At 48.5% G+C, this 26,986-nt stretch carries 25 protein-coding genes; 8 read left to right on the top strand and 17 right to left on the bottom strand.

Features of this window, described 5'->3' with window-relative positions:
* Positions 1-108 precede the first annotated feature (108 nt).
* The gene (locus U6B65_03500; GenBank protein ID WRS28208.1) at positions 109-1,902 is read right to left on the bottom strand and encodes a heme NO-binding domain-containing protein; all 1,794 of its coding nucleotides are present in this window, start codon (positions 1,900-1,902) and stop codon (positions 109-111) included.
* A 487-nt stretch (positions 1,903-2,389) separates the two neighbouring features.
* On the opposite strand from U6B65_03500, the gene U6B65_03495 reads away from it, so the two are divergent.
* A complete protein-coding gene (locus tag U6B65_03495) occupies positions 2,390-3,019 on the top strand; it encodes a superoxide dismutase (GenBank protein WRS28207.1) in 630 nt (209 codons plus the stop codon).
* Between the two features lie 104 nt (positions 3,020-3,123).
* Here U6B65_03495 and U6B65_03490 read toward each other — a convergent pair whose 3' ends face one another.
* From U6B65_03490 to U6B65_03435, 12 genes are all read right to left on the bottom strand, one after another.
* Positions 3,124-3,369: a (2Fe-2S) ferredoxin domain-containing protein gene (locus U6B65_03490; GenBank protein WRS28206.1), complete on the bottom strand. Its 246-nt coding sequence runs from the start codon at positions 3,367-3,369 to the stop codon at positions 3,124-3,126.
* A 1-nt stretch (position 3,370) separates the two neighbouring features.
* Positions 3,371-5,071, bottom strand: a complete 1,701-nt coding sequence (locus tag U6B65_03485; protein ID WRS28205.1) for a [FeFe] hydrogenase, group A — start codon at positions 5,069-5,071, stop codon at positions 3,371-3,373.
* A 5-nt stretch (positions 5,072-5,076) separates the two neighbouring features.
* On the bottom strand, positions 5,077-6,948 hold the full coding sequence (nuoF, locus tag U6B65_03480; GenBank protein ID WRS28204.1) for an NADH-quinone oxidoreductase subunit NuoF: 1,872 nt from the start codon (positions 6,946-6,948) through the stop codon (positions 5,077-5,079).
* Position 6,949: 1 nt separating this feature from the next.
* Positions 6,950-7,426, bottom strand: a complete 477-nt coding sequence (locus U6B65_03475; protein WRS28203.1) for an NAD(P)H-dependent oxidoreductase subunit E — start codon at positions 7,424-7,426, stop codon at positions 6,950-6,952.
* 16 nt (positions 7,427-7,442) lie between these two features.
* Positions 7,443-8,618, bottom strand: a complete 1,176-nt coding sequence (locus U6B65_03470) for a SpoIIE family protein phosphatase (GenBank protein WRS28202.1) — start codon at positions 8,616-8,618, stop codon at positions 7,443-7,445.
* Positions 8,611-10,296 carry a [Fe-Fe] hydrogenase large subunit C-terminal domain-containing protein gene (locus U6B65_03465; GenBank protein WRS28201.1) on the bottom strand — a complete coding sequence of 562 codons (1,686 nt, stop codon included), beginning with the start codon at positions 10,294-10,296 and terminating at the stop codon, positions 8,611-8,613. Before U6B65_03465 ends, U6B65_03470 begins: the two co-directional genes overlap by 8 nt.
* A 35-nt stretch (positions 10,297-10,331) precedes the next feature.
* On the bottom strand, positions 10,332-10,571 hold the full coding sequence (locus U6B65_03460; GenBank protein WRS28200.1) for a (2Fe-2S) ferredoxin domain-containing protein: 240 nt from the start codon (positions 10,569-10,571) through the stop codon (positions 10,332-10,334).
* A gap of 201 nt (positions 10,572-10,772) precedes the next feature.
* Positions 10,773-11,414, bottom strand: coding sequence for a redox-sensing transcriptional repressor Rex (locus U6B65_03455; protein WRS28199.1), 642 nt, complete (start codon positions 11,412-11,414; stop codon positions 10,773-10,775).
* Between the two features lie 2 nt (positions 11,415-11,416).
* Positions 11,417-12,811 (bottom strand): NADPH-dependent glutamate synthase, encoded by a 1,395-nt coding sequence (gltA, locus tag U6B65_03450; GenBank protein ID WRS28198.1) that lies wholly within the window; start codon positions 12,809-12,811, stop codon positions 11,417-11,419.
* A 2-nt stretch (positions 12,812-12,813) separates the two neighbouring features.
* Positions 12,814-13,656 carry a sulfide/dihydroorotate dehydrogenase-like FAD/NAD-binding protein gene (locus tag U6B65_03445; protein ID WRS28197.1) on the bottom strand — a complete coding sequence of 281 codons (843 nt, stop codon included), beginning with the start codon at positions 13,654-13,656 and terminating at the stop codon, positions 12,814-12,816.
* Positions 13,657-14,097: 441 nt separating this feature from the next.
* A complete protein-coding gene (locus U6B65_03440) occupies positions 14,098-15,036 on the bottom strand; it encodes a LysR family transcriptional regulator (GenBank protein ID WRS28196.1) in 939 nt (312 codons plus the stop codon).
* Entirely contained in the window at positions 15,033-15,719 is a 687-nt protein-coding gene (locus tag U6B65_03435) for a redox-sensing transcriptional repressor Rex (GenBank protein WRS28195.1), read from the bottom strand. Before U6B65_03435 ends, U6B65_03440 begins: the two co-directional genes overlap by 4 nt.
* Positions 15,720-16,205: 486 nt before the next feature.
* Here U6B65_03435 and U6B65_03430 point away from each other — a divergent pair, with 486 nt between their 5' ends.
* From U6B65_03430 to U6B65_03410, 5 genes are all read left to right on the top strand, one after another.
* Positions 16,206-17,255, top strand: a complete 1,050-nt coding sequence (locus tag U6B65_03430; GenBank protein WRS28194.1) for an ABC transporter substrate-binding protein — start codon at positions 16,206-16,208, stop codon at positions 17,253-17,255.
* 163 nt (positions 17,256-17,418) lie between these two features.
* Positions 17,419-18,918, top strand: coding sequence for a sugar ABC transporter ATP-binding protein (locus U6B65_03425; protein ID WRS28906.1), 1,500 nt, complete (start codon positions 17,419-17,421; stop codon positions 18,916-18,918).
* A gap of 49 nt (positions 18,919-18,967) precedes the next feature.
* Entirely contained in the window at positions 18,968-19,951 is a 984-nt protein-coding gene (locus U6B65_03420; GenBank protein ID WRS28193.1) for an ABC transporter permease, read from the top strand.
* A gap of 14 nt (positions 19,952-19,965) precedes the next feature.
* A complete protein-coding gene (locus U6B65_03415) occupies positions 19,966-20,973 on the top strand; it encodes an ABC transporter permease (GenBank protein ID WRS28192.1) in 1,008 nt (335 codons plus the stop codon).
* Between the two features lie 29 nt (positions 20,974-21,002).
* The gene (locus tag U6B65_03410) at positions 21,003-21,683 is read left to right on the top strand and encodes a ribulose-phosphate 3-epimerase (GenBank protein WRS28191.1); all 681 of its coding nucleotides are present in this window, start codon (positions 21,003-21,005) and stop codon (positions 21,681-21,683) included.
* Between the two features lie 53 nt (positions 21,684-21,736).
* On the opposite strand, the gene U6B65_03405 is transcribed toward U6B65_03410, so the two are convergent.
* The gene (locus U6B65_03405) at positions 21,737-22,195 is read right to left on the bottom strand and encodes a rhodanese-like domain-containing protein (GenBank protein ID WRS28190.1); all 459 of its coding nucleotides are present in this window, start codon (positions 22,193-22,195) and stop codon (positions 21,737-21,739) included.
* A 13-nt stretch (positions 22,196-22,208) separates the two neighbouring features.
* Positions 22,209-23,444, bottom strand: a complete 1,236-nt coding sequence (locus tag U6B65_03400) for an ROK family protein (GenBank protein WRS28189.1) — start codon at positions 23,442-23,444, stop codon at positions 22,209-22,211.
* A 238-nt stretch (positions 23,445-23,682) separates the two neighbouring features.
* Between U6B65_03400 and U6B65_03395 the strand changes: the two genes are divergently transcribed.
* Positions 23,683-24,159, top strand: a complete 477-nt coding sequence (locus U6B65_03395; protein WRS28188.1) for an RpiB/LacA/LacB family sugar-phosphate isomerase — start codon at positions 23,683-23,685, stop codon at positions 24,157-24,159.
* A gap of 40 nt (positions 24,160-24,199) precedes the next feature.
* Positions 24,200-25,318 carry an iron-containing alcohol dehydrogenase family protein gene (locus U6B65_03390; GenBank protein WRS28187.1) on the top strand — a complete coding sequence of 373 codons (1,119 nt, stop codon included), beginning with the start codon at positions 24,200-24,202 and terminating at the stop codon, positions 25,316-25,318.
* A 166-nt stretch (positions 25,319-25,484) separates the two neighbouring features.
* On the opposite strand, the gene U6B65_03385 is transcribed toward U6B65_03390, so the two are convergent.
* Together U6B65_03385 and U6B65_03380 are read right to left on the bottom strand one after the other, a co-directional pair.
* Entirely contained in the window at positions 25,485-25,781 is a 297-nt protein-coding gene (locus U6B65_03385) for a hypothetical protein (GenBank protein WRS28186.1), read from the bottom strand.
* Between the two features lie 214 nt (positions 25,782-25,995).
* Positions 25,996-26,943: an aldo/keto reductase gene (locus U6B65_03380; protein ID WRS28185.1), complete on the bottom strand. Its 948-nt coding sequence runs from the start codon at positions 26,941-26,943 to the stop codon at positions 25,996-25,998.
* Between the last annotated feature and the right edge of the window lie 43 nt (positions 26,944-26,986).

Below are 26,986 nucleotides of genomic sequence, written 5' to 3'. Positions count from 1 at the left end.
CTATATTCTCAATGATATATTATGCCGAATAAACAGACAGAAAGCCCTCCTTTGCAGAATAACCTGCAAAGGAGGGCTTTTCAGTTCAGTAAAAGGGGAAATTTGTTCTTAAAGAGAGTACCGGCCCAAATCCTCTTTAAAGCTTTCGATCAGCTTATCAAAAACAAGAATCTGGCGGGTAAGCTCCTTGGTTTGTTCTGTATAGGTATGAACACTGACATTGGCCTCATCGGTGGCGGCGCTGTTTTCTTCAGCAATTGCAGCAAGGCTGTGCATTTTATCAAACAGCATAGAAATATCAGTAGTCTGTTCCTGCAAACGCTGGGCCGTATCGGCAAGCTTCCCTGAAACCAACTTAATCTGTTGGTTGGAAAGGCTGGAGTTATTCACAGCATCCGATAGCTTTTCGCTTTCGACTTCCAAGACCGTATATTGGGTATTAACCCCTGAAACCAATTGCTCCAGCTTGCCGACAAAATTGGTCAAAACCCCATTGATGCTTTCCACAGCATTTTTGGTGCGCTGGGCCAGGGTGCTTACTTCGCTGGCCACCACTGCAAAGCCTTTTCCGGCGGCTCCGGCACGGGCTGCTTCCACAGAGGCATTCAAAGCCAGCAGATTAGTCTGCTGCGAAATCTGGGAAACCATGGAGACAATGCCTGTCAGGCTCTTCACTTGTTCTGTAAGCGCCATGCCATGATTGCGAATCTCATTGAATTGTTTCAGAACCCCCAGAATCTGCGAGGCAGTCACCTGAACCCCTTCGAAGCTCTGCTCAATATTGACCACGGCACCTTCCAGCAGTTGGCTGTTGGCTTGTTCTTCCTCGGCGATCTGGTTGACGTTAGTCAGGTTTTGATCCAAAATACGAATGGATTTTTCTGTATCGGTAGCCTGTGCATTGGCGCCTGCCGCCAACTCACGAATGACCACCGAAATATTATCGGAGGTTTTGTTCATTTCTAAGCAGATGCGGGAAACAGTCTTGTTAAAGGTATACATTTCATCCACAACAGCATTGAAGCCAATAAAATCCTTCTGAACGCCCTGCTTCATAGCCTCCAGTTCGTTGCCTAAGGTCTGATAACCATCGGCCGTGCGCAGATGCAGATTGCTGGAATAATCTTTATTGGTCAGCCGCTTGATTTCCCCTTTAATGGTGTGATAGGGGAGATGAAGCACCAGTGCTGCCACTAAAATTGATACAAGAGAAAGAACTCCCAGAGAAAGGGGGGAGGCTGCATAAGCCGGGAATAAATAAGCGGCACCACTCACCAAAAGGCCCCCCAGTAAGGCGGTCTTCACGCTGGCACTGCGGAGTATGCCGAAGGAGAACAGCAAATTCAGCCAAAAGCGGCGTTTTTCCTGCACAGGATGCTGGAAGGTCAGCTTAAGCTTCATTTCACTTTCACTGCGCTGGATAACCTGCACGGCAATTTCTTCTCCATAATGCATACCGGAACCTTCCAGCATACCTAAAAAATAATCAAACATCCCCCGCTTGGAGCGGTATGTAAAATAGGCGCTGTATTTGGAAATTGGCTCCATATCCAGCACAGGAGGCTTAGCGCCTTTAAATCGGCGCATGACAATGGCATGCACATCGTTCATGGATTTCAGGAAATTGTAGGCGCTTTCATGCCGGAAGAAGCCGGAATACATATGAAAAAAGGTTTCGATATTTTCATGCCCAATCATGCGCCACATATCTTCTTTGGTAACACCCGCATTTTGAGCAATGGTATCCATAAGATTGGTGCAGAGGGCTTCGTCTACATCCTCCAGCGGTGTAAAGACCTTGGTATGGGGCAGACCGTTTTGCTCCAGCGCACCATCCACCAAAGGTTTAGAATAGAGCTTTTCACAGCTTTTTATCCATGCAGAAACAACAGTTCCTTTCATTTCAAAGCACCTCCAGTATTGTTGATCCGGCTTGCGTTTGTATAGTCTCAGCAGGCTTCTAATTTTTTTAATGATCCGCCTGCCTTTATTTGGTAAGCACTGTCCCTAATTATAGCAGCAATTCGAAGTTATACAATGTCTTATATTATTCTTCGACAGCATTCAAGCAAAATTGAAGGCTTATCTAAAAGACTTTTTGGAGGTATGCCGAATTTATATAGAGCCAAATCTCATTTGAACAAATTGAGTGTCAAATAAGCCAAGAACGCTATAAGATAAGAAAAGAGGAGGCGTTATTTTATAGAACGAGTATAGTTGACAAATTTAGTGGAAAATGATACTTTATACTTAAATTAGCTTACAAGCAGTTGGGTTATCCAATATGTTATCGTAGGCTAACAGTTAGTCCATTTACTGAATGCCTAATTTGTTTGGGCAGATGCTCTTAAATAAAACTTTAAATTGAAACTGGAAAGGGGAAACACTTATGTTTGAGCAGATTAAACTGAATTATTCCTTTAACGCATTGGAGCCATATATTGATACTCTGACCATGGAGACCCACTATTTAAAGCACCTTGCGGCTTACACCAAAAATTTCAACGAGGCTGCAAAGGCGGCTGGGCTTGAAGATAAAAGCGCCGAGTGGATTCTGGCCAATTGGGAAACAGCGGTTCCGCAGGAATATAAGACCGCTATACGCAACAACGGCGGCGGTTTCTTGAACCACAACCTCTATTTCCAGCATCTATCGCCTAAGGGGGGCGGTGAGCCTTCCGGCGCCTTGGCTGCAAAAATAAAGGAAACCTTTGGTTCCTATGAGAATTTCAAAGATTTGATTACCAAGGCTGCCATGGGGCAGTTTGGTTCCGGCTGGGCATGGCTTTCGGCTAATGCCGCCGGTGATCTGAAGCTTTCCACCAGCCCCAATCAGGATAACCCGATTTTGGAGACCGGTGGGGTGTGGACCCCGATTTTGGGCATTGATGTTTGGGAACATGCCTATTATCTCAAGCACTTGAACCTGCGGGGCGATTATCTGAAGGATTTATTCCATGTGCTGGATTGGAAGCAGGTCGAAAAAAACTATGCAGATAAAATGAATTCTGGGAAATAAAGCTTTCCTATGGGCATGTTAAGTTAAAAAATAAAAACTCCGCCGGGTTTCCGGCGGAGTTTTTATGGGTTAGCCTTATTCTGTTTGTGAGCAAGGCCAAGCCGTTACAGCTGGGCCAAAACGTTGGAGTTAAAGAACTCTTTGGCTGCTCCGGGGAGCAGATCATAAATATCTCCGTTAATTGAAACAGAAACCCCTTTATTGGAGCACTGTTTCATGCAAAAAGTAGACTTAAAGTCAAGCTTGTCATGTAACGCATTCTCTTCGATCATTTGCTGAAACTCTTGGATTACATTGTAGGAACCCTTTAAATGACAGGAGCTGCCGATACACACACTTAACTCAAGCATACTATTTGACCCCCTCAGATAATTTGTAATCTACATGCAAAAGCTCGTGGACACGCCCTTTGAGTACACCGTTATACAGCGACATCATCAGGGGGTTTTCCTCAGAGCGCTTGATGTTGCAAAGCTTGTCGGCGGAATAAAGACCCTTGCCTCTGGATTCACGCTGTTCCAAAGATGCGAAGGGCTGGCCGGCGCCGCTGACACAGCCGCCGGGGCAAGCCATAACCTCGATAAAGTCATAGTGCTCGCCTGCCTTGATTCGTTCAATCAGGTCACTTGCGTTTTTAAGGCCGCTGACAACGGCAATTTTGAGAGTTTGCTCACCAAAAGTAATGGTGGTCTCCTTAACGCCTTCCATACCTCTAACACCCTTGTAGGCGATGGAGAGCAGGGCGGCCGAAGATTTATCGGTAGAAACTCTGCGCAGAACCGCTTCGGTAACACCACCAGTTACACCGAAGATTACACCGGCGCCGCTCATGGTGCCAAAGGGCATATCAACAGCTTCCGGCTCAAGCTGCGAGAACATAATGCCGGATTCCTTGATCATTTGAATCAGTTCCTGAGTAGTGATTACATAATCCACGGAAGAAGTGCCATCGGTGGTGAATTCCTCACGGGCTGCCTCGAATTTTTTAGCGGTACAAGGCATGATTGCCACATGGACACACTTACGGTCGGTAGGCTCATGCTGTGCTTTTATGACAGAAGCAAACATCTGCATAGGAGAGCGGCAGGTGGAGACATGCTCCATCAATTCGGGATACTGCTTTTCGCAGAAGTTAACCCATGCAGGGCAGCAGGAGGTAAAGAGGGGATAGGTGTTTCCGCCCTTTTCCAGACGCTTGGTCAGCTCATTGGCTTCTTCCAGAACAGTCAGGTCAGCACCGGTGGAGGTATCGTAGATTTCATCAAAGCCCATGCGGCGCAGGGCAGCCACAATTTTGCCAATGGCATTTTCGTTGCTGGCCATTCCAAGCTCTTTGCCGATACCCACACGCACAGCAGGCGCAATCTGTACCGTTACCTTGGTATTCCGGTCGTCCAGATCCTTCCAGAGGCGGCTTACATCGCTCTTAACCACAATGGCACCGGTGGGGCACACTGCCGCACACTGGCCGCAGCCTACACAGGGAGAATCGGCGATGGGGCCGTCAAATGCGGTGCTGATGGTCATTTTAGAGCCACGGTGAGCAAAATCAATGGCTCCCACATTCTGAATCTCGTTGCATACCCGCACACAGTCACCGCAAAGAATGCACTTGTGAGCATCTCGGGTGATGCAGAGGGAAGAATCATCGATTTTAGGCGCAGCCGCACTGTTGGGGAAGCGTACACCTTCAATGTTAAAGCGCATAGCCAAATCCTGCAGCTTGCATTTGCCGTTGTTGTTGCAGGTGGTGCAGTCGCGGCAGTGGTTTGCCAACAGCAGCTCCAGAATCATCTTGCGGTATTTCCGCAGACGCTCAGTGTTGGTGCGGATTTCCATACCGGCCTTAACCGGAGTGGAGCAAGCGGCATCCAAGCCTCCCCACTGGTTTTCTACCATGCACATGCGGCAGGCACCGTAAATGGAAAGCTCGGAATGATAACAGAAAGTGGGCATTTTAATACCAGCCTTGCGGATCAGCTCAAGGAGGTTTTTTTCGCCGTTTATTTCGACGGGCATGCCGTCAATGGTCATAAATTCTTTGGTATTCATTTGAGTTACGCCTCCTTGATTGCATGGAATGGGCAGGTGGTCACACAGGCCCCGCATTTTATGCACTTGCTCTGATCGATCACAAAAGGTTCCCGCACCTTGCCGGAAATAGCGCTGACCGGGCAAGCCTTGGAGCACTTGGAGCAGCCCTTGCAAAGAGGGGCATCAATGTAGATTTTCTTGAGCTTCTGGCAGCTACCAGCTGGGCAGTGCTTATCATAAATATGAGCTTCGTATTCACTGCGGAAGCTCTTGATGGTGCTGACTACCGGGAAAGCAGCAGTTTTGCCTAAGCCGCACAGAGCGGTGGCAGATATAGTGTCGGCCAGTTCAAGGAGAAGCTCAATGTCGCCATCTTCGCCTTTGCCTTCTACAATGCGCTCCAGAATTTCCAACATACGCTTGGTGCCCTCACGGCAGGGAACACACTTGCCGCAGGATTCATTCTGGGTGAAGTTCATAAAGAAGCGGGCAACCTCGACCATACAGGTGTTGCTGTCCATAACCACCAGACCACCGGAGCCGATCATAGCACCTGCTTTTTTCAGGGAATCAAAATCCAGAGGCAAATCCAGATGCTCTGCGGTCAGGCATCCACCGGAAGGGCCACCGATCTGAACAGCTTTGAATTCGCCGCCATCCCGCATGCCGCCGCCGATATCGAAGATAACCTCCCGCAGGGTGGTTCCCATAGGAACTTCGATCAGGCCGGTGTTGGAGATGTTGCCGGTGAGAGCAAAGGCCTTGGTTCCGGCGTTGTTGGCCGGGCCGAAGCCCTTATACCACTCGGCCCCGTTGTTGATAATAACAGGAACGTTGGCGAAGGTCTCAACATTGTTGAGCACTGTAGGCATATCGAAAAGACCATGCTCAACCGTTCTGGGAGGCTTGACACGAGGCATGCCGCGCTTGCCTTCAATGGAAGCGGTCAGAGCACTGCCCTCGCCGCAAACAAAGGCACCGGCTCCACGGTTGATATGCAGATGGAAGGAGAAATCGGAACCAAGAATGTTGTCACCCAAAATACCGAATTCATTGGCTTGGGCGATCGCTATTTTAAGGCGTTCCACCGCCATGGGGTATTCAGCACGAACATAGATATAACCCTCGCTGGCACCGCAGGCCAGAGCGGCAATCATCATGCCTTCCAGCAAACGGTGGGGATCGCCTTCCATGATGCTGCGATCCATAAACGCACCCGGGTCACCCTCGTCACCGTTGCAGACAACGTATTTTTGAGGTGCATTCTGGCGCTTAACCTGACCCCATTTGCGTCCGGCAGGGAAACCGCCGCCCCCACGTCCACGAAGGGTGGCTTCTGTGACTTCGTTAATAATCTGGTCAGGGTCCATCTCATAGAGAGCTTTTTCAAAAGCGGAGTAACCACCGATTGCCAAATATTCTTTGAGTGAAGTGGCATCAATATGGCCGCAGTGATCCAGAACCAAACGGGTTTGGCCTTTATAAAAAGGAATCTCTTCCTGCTTTTTAAAAATTTCACCATTTGTTGTATAGGCCAAGTGAGCGATATGTTCACCGCCGACAATGCTTTTTTCTACGATTTCCTCGCAGTCCTCCAGCTTGACCTTGGTATACAGCCAGCCCTCGGGGTCAATGCGGACAAGAGGCCCCAACTCACAAAAACCGTGGCAGCCACTTTTTTTCATAGCCACTGCTTCGTGGGGCTCTTCTTCCAATTGTACGGTGCAGGGAACGTTTTTATCCTTCATCAATTGGGTCAAACGGTCAAAAATTTCCAAAGAGCCGCTGGAAATACAACCGGTACCGCAGCAAACCAAAATCTTTTTGGTTTGTGCGCCAAGAGATTTTTCATAAGTACTGCGCAGGCTAATGAGATCCTCTCTGCTTCCTAACATTTTACAGTTCCTCCTTGAGTTGTACCAAAAGTTCCGCAGCCTTATCCGGTGTCATGGCAGGGTAAACCTTATCGTTTACAGTCAGCACAGGGGCAAGTCCGCAGGCACCAAGGCAGGATACGGTTTCCACTGTAAAATTCAAATCCTCGGTAGTGGTTTGGCCGGGAACCAAAGCAAGCTCCTTGCGCAGCCTTTCCAGAATGGGAATGGATTTTCTGACATGGCAGGCAGTTCCATCGCACACCTTCAAAACATATTTACCCTTGGGAGTCAAGGAAAAATTTTCATAGAAGGTGGCCACACTATAAATTTTGGCCTGACTGATTTTCAGTCTTTTGGCAAGATGAGGGAATATCTCTTTGGGCAAATACCGGTAATGCTCCTGTATGCTTTGCAGGATCGCAATAACCGAGCTCTCCTTGCAGCCCAATTCATCGATAATCTCATCGATTACCTTTAGTTCAAATGTCTCATCCATGGGTTGTTCCTCCATTTTAAAAGTAGCTGACTTTTATTTTTTTACCCATCGTCCTCAAACAGCCGGAAAGATCTTCAATAAGCTGCATTTTAATATGAAAATTGATAGGCAGATTGGGGTTTTGGTGGGCGGGATTAATGGCTTTTCCCACAAAAAAATTAATATCAGTGGCCTCCTCAAAAAGGGCTCTTGCAATGAGAGAGGCGCCATCCTGCTTGTAGCTCCAATCGGTGTATTTCTCATTGTCCTTGAGATAATCTCTGGCATATTCCAGCACCCGGTTGATGGTGATAACACCTTCGGTAACCAAATCCACCCCTTCGATTTTGGCAGTAGGGGGGATTGCAGGGTCAATATAAACAGGGGTGCCTACATTCAAAGGCTTGCCTAAGTATTCCGCCGCCAGAGTGGAGGTTGTGCCTCCGCAGACAATGTGCTTGCCCTCTTTGGAGAAAAACAGCGACATCATCTTGGAAACATCCGCCGGATCGGAGGGAGGCCCAAGAAGAAGATTCATAGGCTTTCTGCGCCGGATTTTAACGGTACAGGCGGTAGTGTCGTCTCCCGGCTCGCCGCCATACAGGGAATTGCATTCGTTCACCAGCATGGTGCTGAGGGTTTTGGCAGTAAAATCCCCGGAATAGATTGTTTCCATAAACTCGATAATATTCTGACGCTGCCAGCCAAAATTCAGCGTCAGCCCAACTCCGGCATGGATAGCTCCATCACTGACAGCGATGAAAGTATCATCCTCCTGAAGCTGGATTTTAGATTTATAAATCACCTTGTTGTCAATCATCTCGGAGGTTGTGGGGTAATCCACGTTTTTTCCGTTTCGCAGAAAGATAACATGGGGATTATCAAATTGTGTGATTTCCGCCTCCAGATTGTTGGCGATACGAATGATGGTAAAGGTGGAATAAGCGACCTGACGCACCTTGCAGATGGGCAGGGTGGCCGCAATGGTGGAAACACAATCCTCAACGGAAAGAGAATTGGCCATCATGGTAGAGATGATTTTCGCAGTAAGAGTGGAGAGAATGTTTGCTTTAACCCCGCTGCCCAGACCATCTGCCAGCACCACCACGGTGGAGTTGTCACCTTGGGATACCACCTCAACATGATCGCCGCAGAGCTGTTCGTTATGCTTGTTGATGCTCACATAGCCCACATCGGTGCAAAGGTTATTCATGGCTTAGGGACTCCTTTAGCTTGGTCAATGCAATTTTGGTTTCAGCGGTGGTTTCACCCAGAAGCGAGGCGATTTCCTGAACAGTCCGCATCTGCTTTTCAATTACCTTATCGGTAATTTCCATGGTTGTGCGGCTGATTGCTTCTTTTTCCTCCCGCTGGCGGGCCTCTTCTGTTACATCGCGCATAATGCAAATGATAATGTGATAGTCCTTGTCGTAAATAACGGTCTGATCCACATATTTTCTATATTCAGCCAAATAGGAGCGTTTATCGTAAACGCTTTTATTTTTTTGAAAAACATCCATAAAAGGCGTGGGATCCAGAATGCGAACCACCGGGCCGCCCAAAATATCCCGGGGCTGGTGAATGTTCATGAGCCTGCAGGCAGCAGCATTGATCTGCTGCACCTCCATTGCTTCGTTCATCACAATAATCGCATTGGGCGTGTTGCCAATGATCTTATCCGAAAAGGATTCGGCTTTTTCTTTTAGATAAGGCAGGCACATTTCCAGATTGGCTTTTCCCAAAAGAACCGCTCTAGCCTTATCACGGCAGGTATTGTAACCGCAGCTCCCGCAGTTGAGCTCGTGCTCCGGGCTGGTCTTGCCGATTTTTCGCAAAATCTCTTCGATAGCACTGTTGCTGAAAAATACCTCTCGGGGAGCCAGCGGGGGCATTTCTTTTTCAAGAGCAGCTCCTATATAATCATATACTTGAAAATGATCTTTACCCGCATAGCGGTTAACCGCTATGAAATCCCGTACAGGAGCACGATGGCTTTTATCCATGGCAGGCCCGCCCACACAGCTGCCCACACAAGCGGACATTTCAATAAAGCAGTCGGTCAGCTTACCGCTGAGAATATCCTCCAAAGCATGGGCACAGTTATCTATACCATCCAAAGCCATATAGGAATAATCGGGGTTATCAGCGTCCATCGTACGCAGGATACCGCCGCAGATAGGGAACAGGCGTGCCCGGCTGTTGGCGTTTTGATCCTCCACATATTCAAGCTGGATATTCTCAGCTTCCAGCCAGGAGGAAAGCTCCTCAAAGGTCAGAACGCAGTCTACGATTCCCGGATAACGCTCTGCCTCTTCCTTTTTGGAAATACAGGGGCCGATAAAGACTGTTTTAGCGGCAGGAAACCGCCGTTTAAGATCCTGGGAGTGTGCCTGCATTGGTGACAGCACATGAGCAAGACACGGCAGGGCCTCGGGATAATATTTTTGTATAAGCAGGTTGATGGTGTGACAGCAAGAAGAGATTACAACCTTTCCATCTGCCTGAGCAACCAGCTCGTCGTATTGTTTTTTTACTATGGTAGCGCCAACAGCTGTCTCTTCCACACCGGCAAAGCCCAGACGAAGCAGAGCCTTTTCAAGGGAGCCGATGGTTACACGGTCATAATTGGCCACAAAAGAGGGGGCAATGCTGGCATATACCGGAGCACCGGACGCAATCAAGGACTTCGCTGCACCGATATCTTCCCGTATTTCCTTGGCGTTCTGGGGGCAGGCCACAAAGCAGTGCCCGCACAGGATGCAGTCCTCGTTGATAATATTGGCTTGACCATCGGAAAAGCGGATGGATTTTACAGGGCAGTTCCGAATGCACTTATAGCAGTTTTTGCAGTTGGACTTTTTAAGCTTTAAATAGTCTGCTGTTTGAGTCATCGTTCCATCCCCCTATAAATTGCTGCGTTGAGCCATTATAGCCTTGCCATAACCTCTTTTTCAAAGAAGACTGCGGTATCTTCCGGCTTAAGTGAAAACATTTCGCCTTCCACCTGCACACAAACACCAGCTGTACAGTTACCCATGCAGAAGGAACCTTGCAGCTCCACCCTATCTCGGAGCCGCTTTTCAAAAATCAGTTTTTCCAGTTGCTCAACAACCGGTCTGGAACCTTTTAAATGACAGGAACTTCCAATACAAACAGTGATTTCCATACAGCTTACCCTCCAATTTCAGTGTCTTAAGATTAAGTCTGATAAAGTGCTAGAGGAGGTTTCCGATTATCGGTTCTTCAGGAAAAGGTGCATATAAAACCAGGTTTTATCATTATATTGGGTGGTTCTTGGCAAATTTCAGCCGCCCGCAAACAAAGAGGAAAAGCGGACGGCTTCATGTTGTCTCTTTAATCCTGGTTTTCAGGATTTCTCAGTGAGTTTTTTTGTCAAATGCATGGAAAGTATGGCCAAGGAGCAAGCCATATTTTCGTTTTGCACCAAAACGTTTTCAGGAACCTCAAGATGAACAGGGGCAAAGTTCCAAATAGCAACCACACCGCTTTCAATGAGTGTATTGCATACATCCTGCGCCTGATAGGCGGGAACGGTGATAATACCAATCTTAATGCCCATACGGTGACAGAGGTTTTTGAGCTTTTCAGCGGGGAGGATGCGTTTGCCGTTGACAGTGCAGCCAACTACACTTTCATCAATATCAAAAGCTGCTACAATATCCAAACCATATTCCGAAAAGCCTTTATAGGAAAGAAGCGCCTTGCCTAAATTGCCTGAACCCACGATAACAGCGTTGTCGGCATCATCATAGCCCAAAAACTGTTCAATATCAAAAATGAGGTTTTCTGTAACATACCCCACCTTGGGGCGGCCCCCATCACTAATGGAGGCCAGATCCTTCCGAACTTGAACATCGTTGAGACGCAGCGCCTCGGCAATGGTCGTGGCGGAAATGTTAGCGACTCCGTCTTTAGGCAGAGATTTCAAATAATTCAGGTAAGCCGGTAATCTTTGAAGAGTCTGCGTTGGGACAGATTTAAGCTTCATAGCTATTCTCCTATGCCATGGATATATTCATCCATGCTTTTGGCCGCAGCCTTGCCCGCTCCCATCGCAAGAATAACGGTTGCTGCGCCTGTAACGGCGTCGCCGCCAGCGTAGACTCCCTTGCGAGAGGTTGCGCCTGTTTCCTCATTGGCCACAATGCCGCCCCACTTATGGGTATCAAGCCCTTCGGTGGTGGATTTGATCAGAGGATTGGGGGAAGTGCCTATAGACATGATTACGCAGTCGACTTCGATATCAAACTCGCTGTTTTCCAGCCGAACCGGTTTGGCACGCCCGGATTCATCCGGCTGGCTAAGTACCATCTGCTCGCAGCGGATGCTGGTGGTCCAGCCCTCTGCATTGCCGTTAATGGCAACAGGATTGGTCAAAAACTTAAACTCAATGCCTTCTTCCATGGCATGCTCCACTTCCTCCAAACGGGCGGGAAGCTCCTTCTCGGTACGGCGATAGATAATGGTAACTTCAGCGCCCAGACGCTTTGCACAGCGGGCGGCATCCATTGCCACGTTTCCGCCGCCTACAACAGCCACACGGCTGCTCTTCTGGATGGGGGTGGAACTGTCAGGCTTATAGGCCTTCATCAGGTTCACACGGGTCAAAAATTCGTTGGCGGAATAAACACCCTTGAGGTTTTCACCGGGAATATTCATAAAGCGGGGGAGGCCGGCACCCGAACCAATAAACACGGATTCAAAGCCATATTCCTCCATCAGTTCATCGATGGAAACGGTTTTGCCGATAATCATATTGGTTTCAACTGTAACACCCAGCTCTTTGAGAGTGTCAATTTCTTTCTGCACAATGGATTTAGGCAGACGGAACTCGGGAATACCATAAACCAGAACGCCTCCGGCCAAATGCAAAGCCTCAAATACAGTAACAGAATAGCCTTTTTTAGCCAAATCGCCAGCACAGGCAAGACCAGCAGGGCCCGAACCAATAACGGCAACCTTGTGTCCGTTGGGCTGGGGCTTCTGAGGAGCTGTGGTCACGTGAGCGTTGTGGTAATCCGCTACAAAACGCTCCAGACGGCCGATGCCAACAGGCTCACCCTTGATGCCACGAACACACTTTTCCTCACACTGGGATTCCTGGGGGCAAACGCGCCCGCAAACGGCAGGCAGGGAGCTGGAAAGAGAGATAATCTGGTAAGCCTCTTCAAAGTTACCTTGAGCGACCTCCTGAATGAAAGCGGGGATTTCAATTTGAACAGGGCAGCCCTTGATACAGGGCTTATGTTTGCAGTTGAGGCACCGTTTCGCTTCGTCAATGGCCTGCTCTTCGCTGTAACCCAGTGTTACCTCAAGAAAATTCTGGTTGCGGATATTGGCTTCCTGTGCAGGCATCTCGTTCTTTTTAGGCGACATATTCGGCATTGTTATTTAACCTCCATATTAAAGAGGTTACACACATCGGTATGGGCCTGTCTCTCAAAGGGCTTGTAGGTCGCAGACCGGGCGATAGCCTCGTCAAAATCAATTTCATGACCATCAAAATCAGGGCCGTCCACGCAGGCAAACTTGGTTTTGCCGCCCACGCTCAGTCGGCAGCCGCCGCACATGCCGGTGCCATCGATCATAATGGGGTTCATGCTGGCAGTGGTTTTGATGTCGTATTTTTTAGTCAGGGCACAAACAAATTTCATCATGATCAAAGGCCCAATGGTGATAACCTCATCGTACTGGGTGCCTTCTTCAATCAGTTTTTTGAGTGCATCGGTAACCAGACCCTTTTCACCTGCACTGCCATCGTCGGTCATGAGGAACATGCGATCGCTGACCGCTTTGAATTCATCCTCCAGAATGACCAAATCCTGGCTGCGGAAACCGGCAATGGTATCAACCTTACAGCCCTGCTCGTGCAGTCTCTTGGCAACCGGATAAGCAATGGCGCAGCCTACGCCGCCGCCAACAACAGCCACTCTCTTAAGGCCTTCGGTTTCGGTTTTTCTGCCTAAGGGGCCTGCAAAATCGTGGATATAATCCCCTTCGTTCAAGTGGTTCAGAGCCTCGGTGGTGGCACCAACGATCTGAAAAATAATGGTGATGGTGCCCTTGGTGCGGTCAAAATCCGCAATGGTGAGAGGAATACGCTCGCCGTTCTCGTCTACACGCAGGATAATAAACTGGCCCGGCTCGGCCTTCTTGGCTATCATGGGAGCCATGACCTCCATCAAGGTCACAGTAGGATTCAAAGCTTCTTTTCGTAAAATTTGATACATAGACAATACCTTCCTTTGAAAAGGGCCGCTTTTATTAAAATCACAGCAGCCTAGTAATCAACAGCTTGAAGAACTCCGGGAAATATTTTAATATAAGATGATAAAAAAATCAAATTGATTTAAGTTATATTTGAAAAAACCTATCTTCATTGAATATTATAACCAATCGGGGCATCAATGTGAAATATGAAACCGGAATATCGATATACCAATATCGATATAGAGTTATTTGTATATTTAGATTTTCAGAAATGATATAGATGAAAAATCCGCTTAAAAATAGCTTGTTATAAAAGAAAAATTAGCTGATAGTAACAATTTACATAGTGAAATGGCTATATAAAACTCAATATCGCATATATAGAGAAATATCGACTTCCAGACTTTTCAGCATTATTTCTCATTTGTTTTATGGATATCAAAGGAGCCTTTTCAGAGTGATCAAGTGTATTCCATAGCCTCCACCTGATTTTTAGAAGCATATAGGCAGTGAATGAATCTTTTATCCAGTTCTGTAAAAACATATCCCTTGGGATAAATCAGCACATCCTTATATTTTTGGTTGGCGCCATAGCATTTGCGCTGTATCAGATTATACTGGGTCAAAATATGCTCTGGAATAGGCGAAACCCATATATAAGTGGTGGGAATGCGAGAGAGGATATCAAACTGGCTGAATCGCTCATAGAGAGAAATCTTTCTGCGAATTTCAGGGGAACTGTGGGGCGTTTTGGTTTTTCTTGCAGAGAGATAAGGAACCAGTGTATCCCCGTGAACAATCTCGATGCATTGAGAAAGTGCTTTATAGGTAACCTTTTCCCGGGAGGCCAGCGGGTGATTTCGGGACATAAGTGCCAGACACTCAAACTTCCAGATAGGCTCGAAAGAAAGATTCTTTTCGGCCAGATAATCCAAAAAATAATTCTCATAGGCAATCTGATAGCGAATAATCCCCATATTGAACTGGCCATCCACCACATTGGTAATGGATTGCATGGAGTTGGTTTCGTTGAGGTGAACATCAATCTCCTTTTCCGGGTCCAACTCTGCTATAAAGTCAGTAAAGGCGCTGGAAATGTAGCTCCCTCGGGGAATGGAAATATTAAGGCTTTGGCGGTCGCAATTATCCGGGATATAAAGAGATTCCATACGTTCAATTTCAGCGAGAATATTTTTGGCATAAACCAGAAATTCAGCGCCCTTTCGAGTGGGGGTTACCCCCTTGGAGGTTCGCTCAAAAATGCTGATGCCGATGGTATCCTCCAGCTCTTTAATGGCTTTGCTCAGATTGGGCTGTGCCATGAAAAGGTTTTCCGCCGCCTGGGTAATGGAGCGGGTTCTTTCAACCTCCACAGCGTATTTAAAATGCAGAGTATTCATCGTTGCTTTTCGCCTCCCTCAGCTATGACAAGCCGGTCAAAGGTTTCCTGTAAATGCTTGGAAAGCAGGGCCAGTGAGGCGGCCATATTTTCATTTTGAACAAGGATATTCTTGGGAGCGGAAAGATGCACAGGAGCAAAATTCCAGATAGCCAGCACACCGCCTGCCACAAGCTGATCACAGGCCATTTGGGCTTGTTCGGCCGGTACTGCAATAATCCCGATATGAACACCCAGCCTGCGGCAAATTTCACTGAGCATTTCGGAGGGGAAGACCTTTTTCCCTCTTATTTTTGAACCAAACACCCGCTCATCCGTATCAAAGGCCGCTACAATTTGAATGCCATAATCCTGAAAGCCCTTATAAGAAAGCAGTGCTGTTCCCAGAGAACCCACCCCCACCAGAACAGCCTGATCCACATTATCGTGGCCAAGCAGGGTTTTCATGCTTGCAATCAGCTCAGAAACCCGAAAACCCACCTTAGGCTTTCCCTTGGCAGTGCTGACTGCGGCGAAATCCTTGCGTACCTGCACCTCGTTGAGGCCAAGGCTTTCTGCAATGGCAGGCGCCGCCACAAATTCTGTGCCTTGGGCTTGTAATCTTTGCAGATACTGAAGATAATAGGGCATCCTTTTCAAGGCCTGTGTTGAAATAGCAACAGGGCCTTTTTTGTTTTCCGGCATAATAAACACCTCCCATCAATAGCTGTAACTTTTAAACCCAATAGTGGCTTGGGGGAAACAGCCAAATGAAGCCGATTTCGGTAAACAATATACGAAAAGAAACTACTGCTAGAAGGCTCTTGGGGGTTATCGCAGGCCGTTAAAATGCACGTATTTTAACCTGCATTAAAATAAACCTTCTATTATCGATATTATAATACTGATTGTGTGGCGGTGTCAACCTTTATACTAAATAGTCTCTCCCATAGCTTTGAAGTCTAGAGCAAAAAGATAAAAGAAATAAATAAACCTTAACGCAAAATAAGACCCGTTATGCACAAAGTCCCGGACTAAAATGGTGGGGAGAACAAGGGCTAGTCCTTGTTCTCCAATATCTTAAAAGGAGGCTGGAAAATACTCATTCTGCTTTAAAGCGGGGTAAGCTGGTTTGGATACCCCGAAACAGGAAACGAGCCATTTTGACCTGGTAATTAAGGAGGATTCATTGTGAAAAAAATACTGGCGATTGTATTAATGGTGAGCATGGCACTGTCTTTTGCGGCCTGCGGTGGCACATCAGCTCCCGCCCCCGCCTCTGAGGCTCCTGCGGCTCCTTCCGCTCAGGCGGCCCCTGAGGCATCAGCCTCAGAAGCTGCTCCGGCTGAAAGCGATCAATGGGGAGCAGGGCGCAAAATTGGGCTAGCTCAGATGCATTATACCAACGCCTTTCGCACAGCAGAAACCCAAAGTGTAATAAATGCTTTTGAAGCAGTGGGCTTTGAAGTGGTTTGGAATGAAGCAGGCAACGATACCGCCAAGCAGATTTCCAACGTAAACGATTTGCTGGCACAGGATATTGAATATTTGCTGCTGCCGCCTAAAGAAGAAGCGGGCCTGGTTCCGGCTCTGGAAGCAGCCAAAAAGGCCGGGGTCCCGGTAATTTTGCTGGATCGCTCCGCCAATGGCACCCCCGGTGAGGACTATGTAACAGCCATCCGCTCCAATGCACAAGCCGAAGGCCAATGGTGCGCCGATTGGATCGTGGAGAACTTCCCTGATGGTGCCAACATTGTAGAAATCTTTGGCGCTCCCGGTTCCACCACCGCCATGGATCGTGCCAAGGGCTTCTGGGCCGTGGTTGATCAACATAAGAGCTTGGTAAAGTTGGATACACAGGTGGGCAATAATATGCGCTCTGAGGCTCAGGTGGTTATGGAAAATATGCTGCAAGCCCATGGGGATAAAATTGATGTGGTTGTCACCCATTCGGATGAAATGACCTTTGGTGCTTTGCAGGCCATTGATGGCGCAGGCCTGATTCCCGGTGAGGATATTAAGGTTCTTTCCATTGGGGATGGCAGCTCCGCTATGCTGGAGGAGATTATTGACGGCCGTGTGGCAGCTTGCTCCGAGTGCAGCCCTTTGTTGGGGCCTCAGGCTCTGGAGGTGGTAGAAGCCTTGGAGGCCGGCAAGCCGGTGGAAGGCCTGATTTGGGCCAACGACCGTTTCTTTACCATTGACAATGCGGCGGAAGAGCTGAAAAACGCCGGGTGGTAATCAGCGGCGCTACCGCTTAAAAGGCTGAATGAACAGGGCTTTTGGGTTAAGTGCCCCAAAGCTCTGTTTTTCTAAAGGCTCTCTAAAAAAGAAACGATGCTTTGCAGTGAAGTTGCGGAAAAAGACAGGGGGTATGTGTGTGCACCAGAATGTTTTGCTGCAGATGACCAATATATCCAAGAGCTTTCCCGGAGTGAAGGCTCTCAAAAATGTGGATTTTACTGTCAATAAAGGAGAAGTTATGGCCCTGATGGGAGAGAATGGGGCTGGAAAATCCACGCTGATTAAAATTATAACCGGATATTACCGCCGGGATACCGATCAGGGCGAAATGCTCTTTGACGGAAAGCCCATCAATCCGGCGGATACCCTTGAAGCGCAGAGGCTGGGCATCAGCACCATTTTTCAGGAGTTGAATCTGAGCCCTTTTCTTAGTGTGGCGGAAAACATTTATCTGGGGAACACCCCCCGGAAGGGCGGCCTTATTGATTGGAAACAGCTCAATGAAAACGCCCGCAAGCTCATGGCGGATTTGGGGGTGGGGGTAGATGTTACCGCTGCCCTGAACAAGCAGAGCATTGCGGTGCAGCAGATGGTTTCCATCGCCCGGGCTTTATCCATTGATACCAAACTTTTGATTATGGATGAGGCTACCTCCTCTCTGGATAACAGCGAGGTGGCGGTGCTGTTCGGCATTGTGCAGAAGCTGCGGCAAAGAGGAATCTCCACGATTTTCATCACCCACAAGATGGATGAAATTTATCGGATATGCGACCGGGTCACCATTTTCAAGGATGGTATGTTCATTGCCTGTGAGCCTATTGAGCAGATGCCCAAGCTTCGGCTTATTTCCTTGATGATTGGCCGGGATGCCCAAGAGATTCTGGATAAAAGAAAGGAATATGATCCCGCCAAGCAGGAGGCCGAAATACTCTGCTCGGTGAAAGGAATTCAAAAGGCAAATCACCGGCTCTGCGGCGTGGATTTGGAAATACGCAGAGGCGAGGTAGTGGGTTTGGCCGGGCTTTTGGGTTCCGGGCGCACCGAATTGGCCAAGGTGATTTTCGGAGACGATCAAAACTATGAGGGTGAAATCTGCTTGAGGCAGCAGGCGGTACGCTTTAAAAGCCCCAGCCATTCTGTTGAAAATGGCCTTGCCTTTTGCTCGGAGGATCGCAAAACAGAGGGGATTTTCCCCCGTATGAGCATCAATGATAATCTAACCATGTCTATTTTGGGTAAGCTCAGCCGCTTCGGCGTCCTCAACAAGAAAAAGCAGCGGGCTGTTACAGAGGAATACATAGAAAAAATTGCGGTAAAAACGCCCTCGGCGGATACTAAAATCAAGAATCTCAGCGGTGGAAACCAGCAGAAGGTTATCCTTTCCCGCTGGCTGGCAACCCATCCAGACCTGATTATTCTGGATGAGCCTACCCGAGGAATCGATGTGGGAGCCAAAGGAGAAATTGAAGAATTAATCAAAAAAATTGCCGATCAGGGGATCAGTGTGCTGTATATTTCCTCCGAGCTGGATGAGCTGGTGCGAGGCTGTGATCGGGTGGCTGTGCTTCGGGAAGGCCAGAAAATTGCGGAGCTAACGGGCGAAGAAATCAGCTCTGACCGAATTATGACCGTTATTGCCGATCACTGCGCTGTATACTAGCCTGCCATCCCATTACCAATACCCAAAATAGGAAGGGGAGACAACTGAAATGCTTCAAACCGGCCATGCAGAAGCTCGGCTGAAAATCTCTGAGAAACCCGATCTTCGTGAATTGTTTGTAGAATACGGAGCTGCCTTTGCTCTTGGGGTTTTGATTCTCTTCAACATGATCTTCACCAAAAACTTTCTCTCCATCAACACCCTTTTTCTGGTGATCAAGCAGGCAACCCCGATTCTGTTTATGACCATTGGCATGACCTTGGTTATTTCCTCCGGAGGCATCGATATTTCCACCGGTTCCATGATGGGCTTTTGCGGTATCATTATCGCTCTGGATGTTGCCGGAGGAGGAAATTTTTATCTGTGGGCACTGCTGGGGCTGGCGGCCTGTGGCTTGGTCGGTGCCTTTAACGGCTTCATGATTGCCCGGGTGGGGGTTCAGCCCATTATTCTCACGCTGGTCATGCAGATTGCCATGCGGGGCTTTACGGTGCTTATGGCAAATTCCAAGGTCTTTGTTCTCTCTAAGCACCCGGCCATCCGGATTTTGGGGCTTTACCGGTTTCCCGGAAAAATTCCCATCCAGACTGTGTTTTTCGTTGCGATTGTGGTAGTGAGTATTTTTGTGGTGCGCCAGACGGTTCTGGGCAAAAAGGTTGAGGCTGTGGGTGAAAATACCCGGGCGGCCCGTCTGGCCGGGATCAAGACCACCTCGGTGTTGATTACGGTTTATGTGCTTTCCGCTGTGATGGCCGGTTTCTGCGGAATACTGGAGCTTGCCCGAAATGCCGCTCTTGATCCCAACGAGCTGGGTAAGCTGTATGAAATGGATGCCATTGCGGGCGTTGCTGTGGGCGGCACCAGCATGAAAGGCGGAAAATCCAATGTCATCGGTTCCATTATGGGCTGTATTATCATGGTGCTGGTTGCGACGACCGTTAATATGAACGGCGTTCCTTTTGCGGTAGCCAACATCATCAAGGCTTTCATCATCATTTTTTCGCTGGCAATTCAGCGGGAAAAAACAGTTTAAGAGGGGGAAGGAAGATGAAAAGCGAAGCAATTTCTCGGCAAAGAATTTTTGCCTTTATTCAGAACAACACCGCTTTGTGGGCTGTGCTGATTCTGATGCTTTTTGGAACCCTTTCCTATGGCATGACCTTTCTGAATTACAAGCGCAACCTGATTAACGTTTTGCATACAGCATCTATGATGGGCATTATGGGGGTGGGGGTTAACCTTTGCTTTCTCATTGGGGCAAGAGATTTATCCGTTGCTTCGGTTGCTGCATCCGCCAGTATGTTTTCGGCGCTCTTGAGCCCTTGGGGGTTGCTGCCCAGTATTTTGGGTGGGCTTTCCGTGGGTTTGGTGTTTGGCCTGATTAACGGCATTATAGTGGCGAAATTTAGGGTACAGCCCTTTATCGCTACTCTGGGCACACAGCTGGCCGCCAGAGGCCTTGCGCTTTTGGTTAATAAGGAGCTTTCCATCACCATTGCGGATTCTGCCAACACCTTAAAGGCAATGGGAAACGCCAACCTCTTTGACCTACTGCCGGTTCCGGCATTGCTGTTTATCTCACTGGTGCTTGTTTTTATGATTGTAACTCGCTATACACCCTTTGGCCGGGCGATGTATGCAGTGGGCGGCAACGAGGAAGCCGCAGAAATGATGGGCATCCGGGTGACCAAAACCAAGATATGGGTTTTCATTCTCAGCGGGCTTACAGCGGCTCTCTGCGGAATTGTTCTCTCCGGCAGGCTCAGCGCAGGGCAGCCTACGGCCTGTGAGGGATGGGAAATGACCATTATGGCGGCCATTGTGATCGGCGGAACCAGTGTTCGAGGCGGAATGGGCAAAATTCAGGGGATTTTTCTTGGTTCACTGTTCCTTAACCTGATTACCAACCTGATCAACCTTAACGGGCATATTAGTGCTTACTGGAAGGATATCAGCACAGGGGTGATTCTGCTTGTTGCGGTGCTGCTGCAAGTCTATTCCGATCACCAGCGGGAAAAAATCCACCACCGCCGGGCAGAAAAGCAGCCGGCCTGATGAAATTTTAATAGGAAAGGGGTTTGCTTATGGTTATCAACGTTCCCTCCTTGGCGAACATCAGCCTGTTGGAGATGGAATCCAAGGTACAGCAGCTGGTAGAAGGCGGTGTGCGGTGCTTTCATGTGGACATCATGGATGGGCATTATGTACCCAATCTATGCTTTCCGCCCAGCTTTGTCCGGGATTTAAAGAAAAAGTACCCCCACTGTATGGTGGAGGTGCATCTTATGGCAGAGAATCCTATGTCGTATTTTTCCCTGCTGGGGGAGTATGGGGCGGATTGCATCAGCTTTCATCTGGGAACCACCCCTTTTACGGTTCGGGCACTGACCATGCTGGGTGAGTTGGAAATCAAGGCTGGCGTGGTTCTCAACCCATCTCAGCCTGTAGAGATGCTGGAGCCGTTTGCTCATTTGCTGGATTATGTGGTCTTTATGTCGGTGGAACCGGGCTATGCCGGGCAGCGCTTTCTGCCGGGTGCAATGGAACGGCTGGCAGAGCTTTCGGATTTTCGCCGCAGGCACAGGCTTTGCTTCCAGATTCTGGTGGATGGCGGGGTCAGCTATGAGGTTGCCGATCAATGCATTCGAAACGGCGCGGATATGCTGGTTACAGGCATTTATATGATCTTTGATCAGCCTGACGGTATTGTAGAGGCTTGTAAGCGCTTTGAAGAAGCCTTTGGAGGTGTTCGGCAGAACGTATAGCAGGTATAAAAAGCCCGTTGGTTACGCCGCACTGCGTAACCAACGGGCTTTTTTTAACCTGAAACGGTTTCGTATGGATAGGAGAGAATACCTCCAAAATCATATACATTGGTATAACCCATAGAAAGCAAAGTGTCGGCGGCGGTCTTGCTTCGGTTCCCGCTGCGGCAATAAAGGAGGATCACAGCCTCCTTTTCGGGAAGCTCCGCCTCCGCACGGTCGCTTAATTGATCGTAGGGAATCAGAACAGCCCCTTTGATATGGCTTTCCTGATATTCTTCTTCGGTGCGGACATCCAAGAGAAAAACATCCGGGTTTTCATCCAGCATTTTTTTGGCCTCGCTGGCAGAAAGCTTGCGGTAATCCACTGTCTGCTGGGAAGATACAGCCTCACTGGAAATCTGCGGAGAAGCTGGCTTGGCATTCTGCCTGTTATAGAAAAACGAAACCAACTCTATGCTCAGCAAGGCAATAAGCATCACAATCAAAAGCTTGCGTGTCGATTCAGACACAGGCAATCCTCCTTTAGAGTCCGGGGACAGAATCGGGAATGGATACAAACTGGAATTCACGATCCATGGCATAATAAGCGGCACCAATAGCACCTGCATCCACGCCGAAAGGGGAGAGGCGAAGCTCAAACCCTTCCAAGCTTGCAGAATAAGAATGCCGGGCAATCACTTCATTGACCTTATCCACCAGCAGGCTCCCCACCTCTGTGAGAGGCCCCCGCAGATAAATCAGCGAAGGGTTAAACAGATTGACCGATTGGGCCAGCATACCGCCCAGATAGCTGCAAATTTCATCGAAAAGCTCCATCGAATCCCGGTGACCGGCCAGCACCGAACGGGCAAAAAGCGAAATGGTGATATTGCGGGTTTGCTGCCCGGCCATCTCCCAAATGTGCGTGAAGCGGCCATAGGATATGCCTTCTGTGATTTTATCCATAACAGCGTAATTGGAAATCTCGGATTCCAGACAGCCCTTGCGGCCACAACGGCATTGGCGGCTTCCGGGGTAGACTGTTGTATGGCCGATTTCACCCGAAAGGTTTCGGGTTCCCCTATAAATGCTGTTATTCAGTACACAGCCAAAGCGGATACCGGTCCGGATAGAAAGTAAAAGAAAGTTTTGATCCTTTCCCGAAACATCCTTATGGGCCAGAGCCAACAGATTGATGTTGTTATCCACATGAACGGGAATATGAAATTCCTTCTCCAAAACGGTCTTTAAATCGATATCGGCCCAATCTCGGATATAGGCGTAATAAAGGCTTTTGCCCTGCTCATCCACATAACCGGGGGAGCCAACCCCCAGCCCGATAATCTGCTTTTGCCAACCAGCACCCAAAGGCGCAGCAATCCCGCGAATTTGATCACAAACCAGCCCGATCACAGACTGGGCGTTGATTTCAGGGAGATCAATCACATCGGAATGGGCATTGACAGGTTTAAGGGTGAAATCCAACAGCACACAATGAATTTCTTCGGCGCTGAATTCCACGCCGATAAAATAACCAGCCTGTGCGTTAAGGGTATAAAGAGTAGGCTTACGCCCAATGCTGGATTTTCCTGTCCGTGAATAGCGGATATACCTGCAGCGCTCCAGCTCATCGATGACTGAAAGCACAGTGGACATACTATATTTGGACATGCGCTTGATATCCAGCTTGGAGAGTTCCCCATATTTACGGATAATAGCCAAAATGGTGTTTTGGGTGTTGGCTTTTTTCATTTCACCCATGCCGACCGGCAGTTCCAAATACAGTCACCTCGGTTGTTGTGTTTTTAAAATTAATAACAGCATAGCATTGCCGCTGCTAAATTACAAGCTTTGAAAAATGCTTTTTGCAGTCATATCCCGCTGCTTTAAAATTGTATGGACGAAAGGCCTTGCTTTTTTTGATTAGGATGCTTATAATAAAAATCGTAATCGATTTAATTGCCAGTCCATCAAAGCTGCGCTTAGCGGCTGCAAAAAAACCGGGAGGAATTTTGAGATGAAAGTACTGTTGGGTTCGGATAAATCGGGATTTTCTTTGAAGGAGGCCATCAAGGAATATTTGATTGGCCAAAATTACGAAGTGGAGGATTTGGGCACCCAGTCGCCCGATGCTCCCATGCCGTTTTTTAAGACTGCCCCGATCGTTGCAGAAAAAATTTCTTCCGGTGAGGCAGAAAGAGGAATTCTGATTTGCGGAACCGGCATGGGCATGTCTCAGGTTGCCAATAAATATCCCAATGTGCGCGCTGCAGTGGTAGAAAGCACCTACAGTGCCAAAATGTGCAGAGCCATCAATGATTCCAACATACTGGCATTGGGCGGCTGGGTCATTGCACCCGAGCTGGGCATTGAAATGGTCAAGGCCTTTTTGCAGACCGAGTTTACACAGGATTTGGAAGAGTGGCGTCAGGAGGCTCTTAAAGGAGCCAAAAAAGAGTTTGCCGCTCTGGAAAAAACCATATACGCTAAATAATTGGCATTAACCATCAAACAAAAGCGGGGGATTTTAGAATATGCGTTGGGAATATCAACAGCCGGTCAAGATTATCTTTGGCGATAATGAGCGTAAAAATGTTTTTGGTTTGGCTAAGACCTTGGGTTTAAGCAAAGGCTTTTTAGTTTGTGACAGGGTAGTGGCAGAGAATGGCTTTGCCAAGGAGCTGGTAGAGCTTTCTGGGGGGCAGGTTACAGAGGTTTTTACCGATTTTCAGCCCAACCCTACTGTTGTAAACATCGACAATTTGGCGGCGGCTCTGCGTGAGTCGGGTGCGGATTATGTGATTGCCATGGGCGGCGGCAGCTGTATCGACTGTGCAAAGGCGGCGGCCGCTATTGCCAAGACAGAGGATTCCATCACCAAATACCACGCCACAGGCGTTGCGGTTCCGGCCGGCGGGCTGACCCTTCTGGCCATCCCCACCACAGCCGGTACAGGCAGCGAGGTAACCGCTGTGAGCGTGGTGACCAACGAGGAAAAGGGTCTCAAGGCTCCTATTGTCAGCGAGGCATTTTATCCCAAGTATGCCATTGTAGACCCGGTGCTGACCTATACTGTACCGCCTAAAGTATCCGCCGCAACAGGCTTAGATGTTCTGGCCCATGCTGTTGAGGGCTTTTATAGCCGCAACCATCAGCCGATCTGCGATACATTGGCGGCTGAGGCTGCTCAACTGGTGTTTACCTATCTGGAGCGTGCCTGCCAGAAGGAAACCGACAAAGAAGCCAAGAGCATGATGGCACAAGCATCTTTGCTGGCCGGAATGGCCTTTAATCTGCCTAAAACCGGCGCTTCCCATGCATGCTCCTTTGTGCTGACCAATCGGTATCACATTCCTCATGGAGAAGCCTGTGCACTGACACTGGATTATTTTACCCGCCTGTGCAAGGGTGCGGAGAATAACCGTCTGGAGGGCTTTGCCCAGCGGATTGGCTTTGCAGATGTGGATGCTATGTGTGATCGTATACTGGAGATCAAGAAGGCAACCGGCTCCCGCATTGACCTGAAGGATTTAAACCTGACCGATGGCGATATTGATACTTTGGTGAAAGAGAGCCGTCACCCCAACATGCTCAATGCACCGGTTGAGATTACCGACGATATGCTTTATACCATGTATCGTTCCTTCCGCTAACAGCTTTTCTAACTTTTCTGACTGATTTTTCAAGCCCCGAGATGGCCTGCCGTTTTACTTTGGCAGGCCATCTCGGGGCTTGTTTGCAGGGAAACTGAAAACCGGCCTTCTGTGAAGAAGACCGGTTTGATATATACAAAATATATTAGAAAGTAAGGGAAGGAGGTTATTCTTCCAACATGCGCTCCAGCCAAATCGAAGCGATTTTGACTGCATCATAGAGAGAATTTTTTTCGGTCTTTTTCTTGATGCGTTCCTTGGGGCGAAGATCGGAATCAGTGGATAGAATCTGAACAGAAACTTTGTTTGCCAATTCCAGTTGCCCTTGTGTTTGTGTGCTGAGAATCTGAAGCATAGCCACATAAGGATCAGCCATGTCTCCATAATAAATCGTACTGCCGCTCCGAACCAGCGGCCTGCCCTTAAACAGCAGCATTTCTTCTTTCTTCTTGGTTTCTGCCATGCAAACCCCTCCATTAAAGTATTGTCATAAAAAAGTGTTCCCGCAAGTCCCATGTCATTTTTTTCGCGCCCTGCAAACGTTTTAAAAGGCTCCTGCGGAGTTCGCCGGAGCGCAGGGATAAAGAAAATTGTTTAACTTTAGGCTCCGGGCTTCTTCTGGATAGGAAAATGTTTGATTCTATCAGTATAGCACAAAACTTTTATAAAGTAAAGTCCTAAACCACTTTAATTGCCCAAACTGGGCATACTCCGGCACAATAGCTGCACAATACACAGGCACTGTAATTGCAGACAGCTTTGCCCTCCATAACAGAAAGGGCGTCTTGAGGGCAGGTTTTGACACACTGGCCACAGCCCTCACACCAATCGTCTATATGGAGGCGGCGCTGCTTTTGCTCCAGCTCACGAAGCTGAGCAGGGGAAAAGTGCCCTTCCTGCCAATAGGATAAATTGGCCTCAACTTCTTCCACCGACTGCATTCCAATGGCCACTGAATCCACATAATCAAGGCCCAATACATAGTCCAGACAGGCAGGTGCGGATTTAAACAGATTGCCGCCCCCCAAAGGCTTCATGGTAAAAGTGCCGACGCCGTGGTTGTGGGCGGCGGAGACAGCTTCCTCCATTTGCTGGCGGCTTCCATCTACAATGCCTAAACCGGTGCAGTTGAGCAGGGGATGAATCACATCCAGCCCCAGAGCGGTTGCACCTTCCACGGCGGCAATGTGGTGCATGGAAGCGCCCACTGCCCGAAGAATGCCTTTCGATTTACATTCCAGCAGATAGTCTAAAGCCTCTCGGTGACCACGCAGGGTCAGGGCGCTTTCCTGCTCGTGAAGCATGAAAATATCCACATAATCCCGGTTCAGAGCTTTGCGGGCTTCTTCAACCGCTGTGACAGCCAGTTCTCGAGTATAAGCATAGGTTTTGCTGGAAATGACCAAATCGTATTTGCCGGTCATCTCCATGGCCCTGCGAATATAAGGATAGGTTTCATAAAGCTGAGCGGTATCACAAAAGTTAACACCGCCCTGTATTCCCGCCGCCAAAACGGTGCTGCCCTCTTCAAGAGGAAGATTCCCCTGCAAAGGGCCGACGGTGAGAGTTCCAAAGCACATTCGGGAAACGGTAATACCGGTTCTCCCTAACTGTCTATACTGCATGTCGGCTCCTAAAAAGGGGAACGGCCGTTTAAAACCCGGCCGC

This window comes from Oscillospiraceae bacterium MB08-C2-2, from assembly GCA_035621215.1.
Classification (GTDB): Bacteria; Bacillota; Clostridia; order Oscillospirales; family Ruminococcaceae; genus WRAV01.
The sequence above is the reverse complement of the archived record's forward strand: the minus strand, read 5'-3'. Positions and strand labels throughout refer to the sequence as shown.